This window comes from Pseudenhygromyxa sp. WMMC2535 (assembly GCF_011083025.2).
On the sequence record NZ_JABJWV010000001.1, the window covers coordinates 3,819,686 to 3,832,563 of the forward strand.

8 protein-coding genes and 1 pseudogene are annotated in these 12,878 nt (G+C 68.5%); 3 read left to right on the forward strand and 6 right to left on the reverse strand.

Going from position 1 to position 12,878, the window contains the following annotated elements:
* Positions 1-6: 6 nt before the first annotated feature.
* On the reverse strand, positions 7-567 hold the full coding sequence (locus tag G6O69_RS42150) for a hypothetical protein (RefSeq protein WP_346017145.1): 561 nt from the start codon (positions 565-567) through the stop codon (positions 7-9).
* Positions 568-727: 160 nt separating this feature from the next.
* Positions 728-1,510 (reverse strand): annotated as a pseudogene (gene pncB / locus G6O69_RS40180) (nicotinate phosphoribosyltransferase); the annotation flags it as partial.
* 174 nt (positions 1,511-1,684) lie between these two features.
* Between pncB and G6O69_RS15030 the strand changes: the two are divergent.
* Together G6O69_RS15030 and G6O69_RS15035 are read left to right on the forward strand one after the other, a co-directional pair.
* Entirely contained in the window at positions 1,685-4,870 is a 3,186-nt protein-coding gene (locus tag G6O69_RS15030) for a hypothetical protein (RefSeq protein ID WP_172304190.1), read from the forward strand.
* Positions 4,871-4,942: 72 nt separating this feature from the next.
* Positions 4,943-6,163: a M23 family metallopeptidase gene (locus tag G6O69_RS15035; RefSeq protein WP_172304191.1), complete on the forward strand. Its 1,221-nt coding sequence runs from the start codon at positions 4,943-4,945 to the stop codon at positions 6,161-6,163.
* A 25-nt stretch (positions 6,164-6,188) separates the two neighbouring features.
* Here the strand turns inward: G6O69_RS15035 and G6O69_RS15040 are convergent, their stop codons facing one another.
* Positions 6,189-6,614: a hypothetical protein gene (locus tag G6O69_RS15040; protein WP_172304192.1), complete on the reverse strand. Its 426-nt coding sequence runs from the start codon at positions 6,612-6,614 to the stop codon at positions 6,189-6,191.
* A gap of 278 nt (positions 6,615-6,892) precedes the next feature.
* On the opposite strand from G6O69_RS15040, the gene G6O69_RS15045 reads away from it, so the two are divergent.
* Positions 6,893-8,932, forward strand: coding sequence for a carboxypeptidase-like regulatory domain-containing protein (locus G6O69_RS15045; protein ID WP_172304193.1), 2,040 nt, complete (start codon positions 6,893-6,895; stop codon positions 8,930-8,932).
* Between the two features lie 27 nt (positions 8,933-8,959).
* Here the strand turns inward: G6O69_RS15045 and G6O69_RS15050 are convergent, their stop codons facing one another.
* From G6O69_RS15050 to G6O69_RS15060, 3 genes are all read right to left on the reverse strand, one after another.
* Positions 8,960-10,558 (reverse strand): IS1182 family transposase, encoded by a 1,599-nt coding sequence (locus tag G6O69_RS15050; RefSeq protein ID WP_172304194.1) that lies wholly within the window; start codon positions 10,556-10,558, stop codon positions 8,960-8,962.
* A 159-nt stretch (positions 10,559-10,717) separates the two neighbouring features.
* A complete protein-coding gene (locus G6O69_RS15055; protein WP_172302544.1) occupies positions 10,718-12,061 on the reverse strand; it encodes an IS701 family transposase in 1,344 nt (447 codons plus the stop codon).
* 218 nt (positions 12,062-12,279) lie between these two features.
* On the reverse strand, positions 12,280-12,651 hold the full coding sequence (locus G6O69_RS15060) for a hypothetical protein (protein WP_176396847.1): 372 nt from the start codon (positions 12,649-12,651) through the stop codon (positions 12,280-12,282).
* Positions 12,652-12,878: the final 227 nt, after the last annotated feature.

Sequence of the window (12,878 nt, forward strand, 5' to 3'; positions counted from 1 at the left end):
GAGGGCTCAGTGCGCGCGCATGCGGGCGATCAGCTCGCGCTTGCACGCGGCCAGGCGAGACTCGATGGCGACGGGGTAGGTGGCGGGCTCGTCGAGGTCGCGCACGGCCGCGGGCAAGCTGGCGAGCTCGGCGAGGGCGCGCTCGCGGCTCTCGGTGATCGGCGGGGGCGTCCACACGCGGGCGCCAGCGCGGAGGATCGGCTGGAGCAGGTCCTCGGCGACCGCCTCGCCGCCTTCGCCGAGCGTGGGCAGTTCGACCTGCTCGTCGCGGAGCGGGTCGATGTTCGCGGCCATCGCTGTCTTGGGGCCGTTCGAGTTGGAGCAGGGCGGGGGCGGGCCAAAGTCCTCGTCGTAGACCACGTCGAGGCGGGCCATCCCGGTCGCGCGCTCGCGCAGCCGCCGGACCTGGAGGATCCCCGGCGTCGACGTCTTGATCGGCGTATCCGAGAGCTTGACCATGCGCCGCCAGCCGGCCTCGCCGGGGGCGCGCAGGGCCGAGAGCTTGTAGACCCCGCCCAGCGCGGGCTGGGGGTGACCGGTGACCAGGCGGGTGCCCACGCCCCACATGTCGATGGCCGCGCCCGCGTCGATCAGCGCGCTGATCCGCCGCTCGTCGAGGTCGTTGCTGGCGATGATCTTGGCGTCGGGGAAGCCGGCGGCGTCGAGGCGCGCGCGCGTCCTTGGACAAGCTCGCGAGGTCGCCGGAGTCGAGGCGTATGCCGATCATCTCGTGGCCCTTGGCGCGCAGCTCGAGGCCGGCCGCGATCGCCCGGTCGACGCCGCGCGCGGTGTCGTAGGTGTCGACCAGGAACACGCAGTTGTTGGGCATGGCCGCGGCGTAGCCCGCGAAGGCCTCGCGCTCTTCGGTGAAGGACATCACCCAGGCGTGGGCGTGGGTGCCCCGGACCGGGATGCCAAAGCGCGCCGCGGCGGCGACGTTGGAGGTAGCCGCGCAGCCGCCCAGGTAGGCCGCGCGGCTGGCCGAGAGCCCGCCGTCGAGGCCCTGGGCCCGGCGCAGCCCAAACTCGAGCACCGCGCCCCCGCGCGCGGCGGCGACGGTGCGCGCGGCCTTGGTGGCGATCAGGGTCTGAAAATTGATGATCGTGAGCAGCGCCGTCTCGAGCAGCTGGCACTGGATCAACGGCCCGCGCACGCGCAGCAGCGGCTCGTGCGCGAAGCAGGCCGTGCCCTCGGCCATGGCGTCGAGGTCGACGCTCGGGCGCAGCTCGCCCAGCCAGTCGAGGAAGCCGGGGTCGAAGAGGGGGCGGCCGTCGTTGCCGCACAAAGAGGCCAAAAAGTCGCGCTGGGCCGGCGAGTAGCCGAGGCCCTCGATCAGCTCGACGGCCTGCTCGAGGCCGCAGGCCAGGGCGTAGCCGCCCGCGAAGGGGTGCTTGCGAAAGCCTAGGTGAAAGACGGCCTCCTCGTCGGCGCGGCCCAGCTTCCAGTAGCCCTGGGCCATGGTCAGCTGGTAGAGGTCGGTCTGTAGACCGGTGGGCTGGTGCTCGTTCATGGCGGTGTCCGTGGCGACTTCCGTGGCGGAGTCTTTGTGTACGAACGACACTAAGTCGTGAGAGGAGTGTGGACCGCGAGGCGAGCCTTGGCAAGCAAAGACGAGGACTGCGCGAACTCACTGTACACAAGCGCAGCCCCGAGGGCGGGGGAAATGCCAGTATGCTCCGCCGCTATGGGCCGCTCGCGGCACCTCTTCCTCCTCTTCTTCCTCTCTGGCATCAGCGGTCTCCTCTACGAGTCGCTGTGGTCGCGCTATCTCAAGCTCTTCGTGGGCAGCGCGGCGACGGCCCAGATCCTGGTGCTGGCGCTGTTCATGGGCGGCATGTCCCTGGGCTCGCTGCTCGCGGGTCGGATCAGCGCGCGGGTCCACAAGCCGGTGCTCGCCTACGGGATGGTCGAAGGCCTGATCGGCCTCTACGCGCTGGTCTTCCCCTGGCTCTACGCGGGCGTCACCCGGCTTTGCTACGACGGGCTGTTCCCGGCGGTGGGCGGCGGACCGGGGGTCGCGGTGATCAAGTGGACCGCGGCGGGGCTGTTGATCGCGATCCCCTGCGTGCTCCTGGGCACGACCTTCCCGCTGATGAGCGTGGGGATCTTGCGCCGCGACCGTGAGCGCTCCGGCGAGATCCTCAGCTTCTTGTACTTCTCGAACAGCTTCGGCGCCTCGCTGGGCGCGCTGCTCTCGGGCTTCTTGTTGGTCCCGGCCCTGGGCCTGCCGGGGACCCTGGTCGCCGCCGCGGCCCTCAACTTGGGGATCATGGCGGTCTGCCTGCGCGAGCGCGGGCGCGAGGCCGACGCGCCGCTCGAGGGCGCCGGGAAGGACGGCGATACCGGCGATACCGGCGATACCGGCAATACCGGCGATACCGGCGATACCGGCGAGGATGGTGACGGCGAAGACAGCGAGCTGCGCCTGGGCAACACCCGCGAGGCGGTCGCGGCCGCCGACGCGGCCGACGCCGCCGCGGCCAAGGCCGTCGAGGACGTGCGCCCCGGCCTGGTCACCATGATGTTGCTCGTCGCTCTGGGCACGGGGCTGAGCTCGTTCATGTACGAGATCGGGTGGATCCGCATGCTGTCCATGGTCCTGGGCTCGGCGACCCACTCCTTCGAGGTCATGCTCTCGGTGTTCGTGCTCGGCCTGGCCCTGGGCGGGCTGTGGGTCCGCAAGCGCATGGACAAGTTCGAGCGCCCCGAGCTGAGCCTGGGGCTGATCCAGCTGATCATGGGCGTGTGCGCCATCGCGACCATCCCCCTGTATCGCCTGGGGGTGCTCGGCATCGGCGGGGTGTTTTGGCTCAGCGCCGAGTACATGGACGGCGAGCGGACCGAGGCGCTGTGGATGCTCTTCAACGCCGCCCGCTACCTGATCTGCCTGGGCATCATGCTCCCGGCCACCTTCTGCGCCGGCATGACCTTGCCCCTGGTCACCCACGTGCTCTTGCGCCGCGGCCAGCCCGAGGCCGCCGTCGGCCGGGTCTACGGCGTGAACACGCTGGGCTCGATCATCGGGGCCGTGAGCGCGGGCCTGCTCTTGCTCCCGCTGATCGGCCTCAAGGCGGTGATCGTGCTCGGCGCGATGATCGACATGGTCCTCGGCGTGTGGCTGGTGACCCGCGAGCAGTCGCTGCGCCCCGACGTCAAGGTCAAGCGCCTGGTCCGCTCGACGACCGTGGCCACGGTCTCGGCGGCGGTGATCGGCTTTGGGGTCATGGACGTCAACCCGCGCATCCTCGCCGCCGGCGTGTTTCGCCGCGGGACGACAAAGATGCACGAGGACTACCAGCTGCTGATGCACGTCGACGGGCGCACGGCCACGGTCACCGTCACCCGCGACGTCGAGCGCGAGGGCTATCACACGCTGTTCACCAACGGGAAGCCCGACGCCTCGATCCGCACGGAGCGCTGGCCCGAGGGCCGCGAGAAGCACGAGGGGCCGAGCCTGGCCGGCGACGAGCCGACCCAGCTGCTGCTCGGGATCATCCCTCAGCTCGCCCGCCCGCAGGCGACCCAGGTCGCGACCATCGGCATGGGCTCGGGGCTGTCGAGCCACACGCTGCTCGCCTCGCCCAACATCGAGCGCCTCGACACCGTGGAGATCGAGCCCTACATGGCCGAGGGCGCCAGGTTCTTCCACCCGGTCAACCGCCGGACCTTCGAGGACCCGCGCAGCCACATCATCTTCGATGACGCCAAGGCCTACTTCGCCGCCGCCGAGGCCCACTACGACGTGATCGTCTCGGAGCCCTCCAACCCCTGGGTGGCCGGGGTCTCGAGCCTGTTCACCGTCGAATTCTACGAGGAGATCTCGCGCTACCTGAAGGACGACGGGCTGCTGTGCCAGTGGGTCCACGGCTACGAGCTCTCCGACGAGCTGCTGCTCTCGGTGTTCGCCGCCCTCGACAGCCGCTTCGCCGACTACCGGGTCTACCGCGTGGGCGACCGCGACTGGCTGATCCTCGCCAGCAAGCAGGAGGACGGGGTCGGGCGGCTGTCCGCCGCGCCGCTCTCGGACTGGCCCGAGCTGAAGGCCGACGCCGCCTTGCTGGGCATCGGGCACGTCAGCCAGATCGACGCGCTGCTCGTCGCCAACGACGAGCTCTTGCGGCCCTACCTGCGCGGCGTCGAGCCCAACCGCGACACCCACCCGCTGCTCGACACCGGGGCCGAGAAGGCGCGCTTCTTCCGGCGTTCGGCCGAGGCCATGCTCGAGCTGCGCTTCATCCCGCTGCCGATCGCCGAGATCTTCGGCGGCCTCGAGCGCGCCCCCTACGAGTACGACGAGCGCATCCCGGATCGCCGCACCGACGAGCACGTGCTCGAGGAGCCCGAGCGCGCGCTCTTTTCGATGCGCCTGTTCGAGCTCGACGATCACCGCAGCTACGCCGGCTCGGCGGCGATCGACAGCTACTTCACCCAGCGCGACAACCTGGCCGAGTCGCCGGGTGATCCCGCCACGGCCAAGGCCTGGCTCGACGCCGTCTACGGGGTCTACTACGAGGCCGCGCCGTGGATCCGCCTCGAGGACACGGACTTTTGGGCCGAGGTCCTCGAGACCGCGCGCTCCGAGTCGGTCACGGATCCGGTTCATCGCGGTGTCGAGCTCTTCGACGCCGCCCTGCGCCGCGACGGGCCGCGGATGCAGGCCCTCGCGGCGGCCGAATTCACGGCCGAGGACTCCCTCGTCCACGAGCGGATCCTCGCGCTGATCGGGGCGCTGGGCCTGACCAAGTCTGGCGCTGGCCTCACCGAGCGCCAGGCCTTCGCGGCCGAGCGCATGCGGCCCTACGCGGCCTCGCCCGCGGCGACGAGTGAAGACCTCGCCTATGAAATTCTCGTGACGTGGATGGAGAACTGACCGGTCCGGGGTAGAGGCCGACCGCTGCGCTTGGATCCCAAGCTGCTGTGGCGGTGTTAGCGTGGTGCCGCCATGCGCACCTGCTCGCTCGCGTCGAACCTGCCCGTTGTCTTCGTCGTCACGCTCGCCGCCTGTAGCCCGGGCGGCGGCTCGCGCGAGAGCTTTGGCTTCACCGCGGACTCGGTGAGCTCCGTGGGCGCGGACGGGGCCGACGAGATCGACACCAGCGACAGCCTCGAAGGCGGCAGCGGCGAGAGCTCGGGGACGAGCACGGGGGGCGAGTCGAGCACCGGCACGACCACCGCCGAGGACACGGGGAGCTCGAGCGAGTCGAGCTCGAGCGAGTCCGGGGACTCGAGCAGCGAGGAGGATGGCGGCGTCCCCAACACCTCCGATGGCGGGGACAACGGCGGCCCGCCGTGCTCGTCCTACGCCAGCGATCAGGGCTGGGGCACCTACTACTGCGACAACGGCAACGGGATCTGCGAGGGAGATGGTGTCGTCTCCGACGACTGCGATCTGTGCTGCTCGGGGCCCTCTTGTGGCGAGTACGCGGGGCTCCAGGGCTGGGACTGGGCCAACTGCGAGTGGAACGAAAACGGGGCCTGCAACGGCCAGGGCACGCCCACCTACGACTGCGAGGTCTGCTGCGGCGGGGTCGACGGTGGGAGCACGACGACCACGGGCGGCGGCGGCGGCGGCTTTGGCTACCCCGTGGGCGACAAGACCAGCTACCCCGCCGGCGGCTGGCAGGTCTGGCAGGTCCTCGGCCACTACTGGAGCGCCTACAGCGGCCGCCACCTCGCCCAGGACATCGCCGCGCCGGGCGGTGGCGTGGCCGGCATCAACGCCCCGGTCTACGCCGTCGCCGACGGCGTCGTCCGCTACGCGGGGAGCAACGGGAGCAGCTACAAGAACGTGGTCTTGATCGAGCACGACGACGGCGAGGGCGGCTCGGTCTGCTCGTTCTATGGCCACGTCAACCCGCCGATCGTGTCCACGGGCGACCAGGTCGTGCGCGGCCAGCAGATCACCAGCGTGCGCGACTGGGCGCTGTGTCTGGACGGCGGCTCCTCGACCAACACCCACATGCACTACGTGCTGCTGTCGAAGACCCTATGCGACGTCTCGGCGGCGAACAGCGGCGGGTCGATCTGTGGCTATGACGCGGGCGGCCCCAGCGACGTCGACACCCTGGCCGAGGAGCCCTACTACTACACGCCGATGGGCTGTGGTTACTACCAAGACGGCTTCATCTCGCCGACGCAGTTCATCGAGGACCACCACTTCTGAGCGCCCAACCCGGTTCACTCGGCGCTCAGGCGCTCGGCTGTAGGTTGCTGGCCTTCCCCAGCCGCTCGGTCAGCTCCTCGAGCGTCGCCATGGTCTGTTGGTGAACCTGGGACTCGGCGTGGAGGGACTCCACGACGCTCGGCAGCTCCTTGAGCGGGAAGGCCTTGGCGTTGGCGCCCAGCCAGCTCACGGCGATCGCGATCCCGCGGACGAGGCGGTCGTCCGTGATGATGAACGAGGTGATCTCGCGCCGCTTGAGGATCTCGGCGCCCTGCCTGCGCTGGGCGCCAGAGAGGTTGATGGTGCCCAGGCTGATGGCGAGATATTTGGTGACTGGCTCGCGCTCGAGGGCGTCGATGAACTGATCCCATGCCTCTTTGGGGAGTATGCCATCGGTCGCAACGGTGACGAGAATATCGTCGACTCGTTTCCACGTGAAGTTCTCGGACATGACGACTCCTAGATGAAATATTGTAGATTCTCTCCGCGATGATTTGGAGTGAAAATATGATGGGTGAGTTGTGATTCTCGTGAGGTTGTGAATGCTCGCTTTGTTGTAGATGGGATCCGATTGTTCATATGTCGGGCAGTCCGGGTGCCGTTGGACACCAAGTGTAGGGGGAAGACAGGCGGAGCTGACGCGGGAAGGTCGCGCGCTCGGCTTCGCCGGGGAATGGCGCGGGTCTCGCTCGAGTCGAGGGCGCTACAATGCACTCGAACATGAGATGGATGGCTCGAATCGTCACGGCGCTGCTGCTCACGACGACATGCCTGGCGAGCACCGGGTGCGAGGCGCGGCGCGGCGCGGCGGCCGAGCCGGCGCCTGTGCCGATCGAGGTGAAGGGGGCGATCCGTGGCGAGGGGGGCGAGGGGGGCGAGGGGGGCGAGGGGGGCGAAGGTGGCGAGGCGCTCGCCGGCGCCAGCGTGTGCGCGTGGAACCGGGGTCCCAACGAGCGAGTCGTGCGTGCGCAAGCCGTCGCGCCGGTTTGTACGCTCTCCGATGACTCGGGCGGCTTCGCGCTGGCGCTCGCGCCGGGAATCTGGGGGATCGTGGCCTCGGCCCAGGGGTACTTGCCGAGCACCGAGGACGTCGTGCTCCGGGTGGGGGCGACGCCCGGGGCGGTCGAGCTAGCGCTGAGGCGTGGTGGCCGAAGGTTCTCGGGGACGCTCGAAGATCTCGAGGGCGAGCCGGTCGCGGGCGCCATGGTCGAAGCGATGCTGCCGCTCGGTAGAGGGACGAGGGTCGGGGCGAGGTCGATCACCGACGCGCACGGCCGCTACACGCTGTGGACGAGCGAGGCGGCGAGCATCAGCGTGAGCGCGCCAGGCTACGCGCAGATGATCCCGCGCGACGATGAGCGCGCCCTGCTGCTGCCCGAATCGGTGATCACGGGGAAGGTGGTCGATCGCTGGCGCAGGCCGGTCGCCGGGGTTCGGGTCGCGCACGTCAGCCGCTGGGGCGCGAGCTACGGCTTTCCCCGCAACGCCACGCTGACCGACGAGCACGGCGAATTCAGGCTCGCGCAGCTCATGCCTGGCGAGTACACGCTGGTCGCTGCGAGCGATCAGCGCGGTGGGATGGAGACGGTCTACGTCGACTTTGCTGCGACCCACGAGGGGCTGAGGATCGTGCTCGACACGCCGCTGGAGCCCCTGCGCGCGCGCTTCGTCGACGCGCGAGGTGAGCCGGCGGCGGGCTGCCTCGTCCGAGTCGGGCGTGACGAAGGCGAGGGCTCGAGGGTCGGCATCTACTTTTGGACCGATCACGAGGGGCTGCTCGACGCGCCCGTGGTCGAGGGTCGCTACCGGGTTCTCGGGCTCTCGTGCCCCGGCCTGGTCGGGATGCCGCCCTACGAGGCGATCGCCACGGGCAGGTCGAAGGCCGAGATCCCCACGCTCGGGCTCGAGCGCGGTCGCGCGCTGCGTGGTCGCTTGCTCGACGCCACGGGCCAGCCGCTCGCGCATCAGCGCGTCTGGGCGCAGGCGCGCGAGCTCGATGCGGGCGAGCGCGAGCCCGGGCATCGGGTCGATGACTTCGCGGCGCTCGACGAGGGCGCCGAGACCGACGCCGAGGGGCGCTTCGAGCTCGGCGGACTGCCCCGCGGCGCCTACGAGCTCGCGGTCTCGGGGTGGGGCGAAGTTGGCGCGCCGCTGGTCTTCACGATCGCGGACGCGCCGGTCACCACGGCTCGCTTCGAACTGCCGCCGAGCGGGCGCATCGAGGTCCACGTCAGCGGGGGCGCGGTTGGGCGAGGGGTCGGCGCTCGGCGCTGTGACAGCCGGTTTGCCGGGGACGCGGCGCCGTGGAACGCACGCGAGATGCTCGACGCCGAGAGTCGAGCGGTGTTCGAGGTCGCGCCCGTGGGCGAACATGTCCTCGCGCTCGACGACTACCCGAGCTGTGACGACTCGCGCGCCACGAGGGTCGAGGTCGTCGCGGGAGGCACCCGGCATGTCGAGCTGAGCGGGGACGCGCGCGGCTCGTCGGCGCCGCGCGTGCGGGTCGTCGACGCGGATGGCGTGCCCGTGGCCAGGGCCATCGTCGAGCTCGGCAGGCCAATGTTCGGGGTCGACGAGCTGCCTGTGCGCGTCGATTGGAGCAAGGGCTGGGACACGCTCACGCTCACGGACAGCGCGGGTCGTATGACCCTCGAGCATTGGTCGGGAGACGGCCCGTGGGTCGTGGTCGCGGCTCGGCCTGGGCAGTTTGGCGCCGGTGAGCTCGAGCCTGGCGCTGGCGAGCTGACGATCGTCTTGGCGCCGCTCTAGAGCGGCGACCAGTTTGAATTCGGTGAGCTACGCCGCATTTGCCAGCTTCGGGCACTCCAGCTCATGCTGGATGACCTGCAGATTGACGAGCACTGCCGCTCGCGTGGAGTCGTACTCATTCTTGCGTATGCCGAGGTAGCGAGCTCGGTTGCCTTGGCGCTGGCCGACATGAGCGAGCGTATGCTCGACGACGACGCGCTGTCGCAGTCGCGCGCGTCCGCGCGGTGCTCGTTGGAGGACCCGTAGTTTCGCTTGCAACGGCTCGTTGGCGGCGATTCGGAGGCCTCGGCCCCGGTCCGAGGTCGTGCACTTGGGCTTGAGCTCGCAGGCGTTGCAGACATCAGCCTCGAAGCGGGCGCTCTCGCCGAGGAGCATGGGTTGGGTCTGTCCCCCTGGGCAGGTCACCGTCTGGCTGGCGAAGTCGAGGCTGAAGTCGGTCTTGGCGAATTTGTCGCCGTTGGACTGCCGCCATGGCTTGCAGATGACCTCGACGCCGCTGGCCACGAGTTCGGGGACGTCCGAGCTCTCGATGTAGCCCCGGTCGAAGTGCAGGCTCGCGAGTTCGAGGCCCAGATGTTCGACTCGGTCGACGAGCGTGGGGAGGCTGTCTTTCTCCGGCTGGTTCGCCGGAGCCACCGTCACAGCGAGGATGAGCTTGGTGTGAAGACTGACGACGACGTGGCGCTTGTATCCGTTGAAGGACTTCGTCTTGGTCTTGCGACCGTGACGCATGTCGGGGTCCTCGACGGACACACGCCGGTCTTTCGCCACGCCCCGCTTGATGCGCTGGCCTCCACGGTCGGGGTCGGGCTCGAGATCCTGTCCACGTAGCTGCTCGAGTAGCGCGAGCTGGTCTTGCAACGGAGGCTTGCTGCTCTCGCTCGACAGGTTCGTCTCGACCCACTGTTCGAGCGTCTCAATCTGTCCGAGCAAACGGTTCAACGCCGCGCTCTTGGCCGCAGGGTTGGACCAGTCGATATCGAGCGCCTTCTTGATGCTCGGCTCCGCGAGCAGCGGGATGCCGAGCTCGTCGACGAGCAGCTCCGCCGGTCGAGCGCGTAGCTCGGCGACGCACAGCACGACCTTCCACGCCGCGTGAGCGAGGAGGTTGAAGGTGTCCTCGACCCGACCCGCACCTCGAAGCGGGCTCGAGTCCACGGCGACGTCGAGCTTCTTGGGCAGCTTCTTGAAGTCGAAGGCGCCAGTTCGCTTGGCGAGCTCCCGAGTGCGCTCGAGCAGCTTGCGGTCCATGTCGTGAGCGATGAGCCGCTCGCGGAAGTTGAACAGCGAGCCCTGGGAAAACGGCGGGTCATCGCAACCAAGGCAGCCGAGGACCAGCTGCCATCGAGCATCACAGGCGGCGAGTTCGACGGCCTCCGAGTCCGACGCGTTGGAGTAGCCCTGAAGCAGTAGGGCCATGGCGAGCAGTGCGGGCGGCATCGGGTTCTTCCCGGCTCCGGTGTCGCGGTACATCTGCTCGAGTTCGGCTTGGAAGTCGTCGTCGAACAGCTCGAGCCGGTGGTCACACAGGAAGCCAAACAGCTTGCGCTTCTTGCCGACGCGCTTGCGGATGCGGGCTTCGCGGGGAGACAGAGTGACGGGAGGGTTCCAGCGGGGGAGCGTCATGCGTGGCCTCGTGCGAGGCCTACGGGATCACGACCGCCAGACGTTGTCGAACCGCGCCGCTAAGCGATCGGAATCTATTAACAATTCAAACTGATCGCCGCTCTAGTACGACTTGATCACATCCGCGAGGGCCTGATCGGTGGCCCCCGTGGGTCGATGTCACGTCCGCACATGGGACAGTGACCCAGCAAGTGAAGCAGGACCACTTGTAGCAACGCTCGGAATGCCTGGATGGTCAGCCCCGGCTCGGCTCGCTGTGCTTTCCGCCTCCGGGTCCTCCGGGGAAAAAATCACGCGGTGGAGCGTGAGAAAGGCGTGAGCCGCGGCGACCAGGGCGACGTGGTGGTGGAAGCCTCGCCATGTTCGTCCCTCGAAGTGGTCGAGGCCGAGCTCCCCTTTCATCTCCTGGTAGTCCCGTTCGATCCGCCAGCGAAGCTTGGCCAGGTAGACCAGCCTCTTGACCGTGGTCTTCGCGGGCAAGTTCGACAAATAAAACGCGGTTGGCTCCTTCTTCTTGTAGGACCACTCACACAGCAGCCACTGCACTTCACCCGGTGGGTGCCCTGACCGATGCCGGTGCGCGGTTCGGATGCGTAGCACCGCGAAGCGCCGCCGCTGAGGCCCGCGCGTCCCGTGGCGCCATTCGACGTGACGGAAGCGCCTGGCAGGCAAGCTCTTCGCCAGCTCTTCGACCGAGACGGGCTCGACTCCTTCGGGGGAGACCCACTTTGTTCGTGGCCGCCCCCTGGTGCCGGGAGCTTTGGACGGAGGAGGGCTCGGGCACGTCCCTGGCGGCCATACGACCGCGTTGCCGGAGATGCGCAGTACGTAGTGGAGCCCGCGTTCTTCGAGTCCCTTGCGGAATTCCGTCGAGTCGCCGTAGGCCGCGTCGGCGAGCACCGGTCGAGGCGCGAGCCCCCATTCGAGGGCGCGGTCGAGCATGCCGAGGCCGAGCTCGAGCTTCGTTTGATGGGAGAGCTCCTCGGGGACGCCTGCCTTGGTCCGGCGCCTTGGGTCGTTGGCCCAGACCTCGGGAAGAAACAAGCGCATGCCGATGCAAGCGCCGCCCGCCTCGCTGGCGAGGTGGAGGCTTGCTGCGACCTGGCAATTGTCGACGCGGCCCATCGTCCCCGAGTACTGACGCTGTACCCCGACGGAGTGCTTGCCCTTCTTGGGGAAGCCGGTGTCGTCGATGACGAAGGCGTCGAGGCCCGGGAGCTTGTCCTCGACGCGCAGGGCGAGTCGGCGAAACAGCTCCCACTCGTCCCAATCAGCGATCGTGATCGCCTGCTGGAGTCGCTGGCGGATGGCTTCGCTGTCACCGGGCGCGGCTGCGAGGCGCTGAGCGATGGGCACCATGCTCTTGCGCTCGCCATCGAGGAGAAGCCCACGCATGTAGTTGGCGAGGGCCTCGCGCCGCTCGCTGCGACCCATCTGATGAGTGATGTAGCCGAGAAACTCCTCGAGTTCGGCCCCCACCCGGGAGATTTGTTCTGGAGTCACCCCCGCAGCAGATCACAGCTGGGGATCGTTGTCGATCCCCATCTGACCAAGTAGTCCTAGGAGCCCGTGGCGAAACCCAACACGACACCTCGCTTGGTCCTTCCGCCGATGGCGTTGTCGCCAAAACTTGCGGTACGCCCGGTACAGCGGCGTTTTGGCTTCGCGCCCTCGACGAAAACCCCGGCGCGAGGAGCCGCGCTGGGTTCCACCACGGGCTCCTAGTGCGCGCTGAAGGTCGGCTGTAGGCGGGGAAATTCGCCCAGCTGGGCAGAGAGCTCCTCGAACGCCGCCATCGCCTGTAGGTGCACTCGAGGCTCGGCGTGCAGCGACTCGATGACGGTCGGGAGATCCTGGAGCGGATAGGCCTTGGTGTTGGCGCCCAGCCACCCCACGGCGGTAGCGATCCCGCGAATGAGTCGATCATCGGTGACGACGAACGCGGCGATCTTGCGGCGCTTGAGGATCTCGGCGCCCCGCCGGCGCTGGGCGCCCGAGACACGCAACGTGCCGAGGCTGACCCCCAGATATTTATTGATCGGCTCGTGATCGAGGGCGTCCGTGAAGGGATCCCATATCTCGTCTGTCAGCACGCCATTGGTCGTAACGCCGATTAGAATGTTGTCGACCCGTTTCCACTTGAAGATTTCGGACATGGCACTCCTGGACAATCGAGTGCAGTCTGTCGTCGAGATTGCCCGGGTCAAGCAGTCGACTCGCTGAGCGATGTTCATTGATGTCGCGCAGGGGTGGGCGTTCCCGAGCCGACCATGCGTCGGGCATGGCCGACGCTCGCCGGTGGACGCGGACATGGGTGGTG

Coding starts and splice junctions, on each gene's coding strand:
- G6O69_RS15040 (WP_172304192.1), bottom strand. CDS start 6,614: ATGTCCGAGAACTTCACGTGGAAACGAGTCGACGATATTCTCGTCACC.
- G6O69_RS42150 (WP_346017145.1), bottom strand. CDS start 567: ATGTGGGGCGTGGGCACCCGCCTGGTCACCGGTCACCCCCAGCCCGCG.
- G6O69_RS15050 (WP_172304194.1), bottom strand. CDS start 10,558: ATGACGCTCCCCCGCTGGAACCCTCCCGTCACTCTGTCTCCCCGCGAA.
- G6O69_RS15035 (WP_172304191.1), top strand. CDS start 4,943: ATGCGCACCTGCTCGCTCGCGTCGAACCTGCCCGTTGTCTTCGTCGTC.
- G6O69_RS15045 (WP_172304193.1), top strand. CDS start 6,893: ATGGCTCGAATCGTCACGGCGCTGCTGCTCACGACGACATGCCTGGCG.
- G6O69_RS15030 (WP_172304190.1), top strand. CDS start 1,685: ATGGGCCGCTCGCGGCACCTCTTCCTCCTCTTCTTCCTCTCTGGCATC.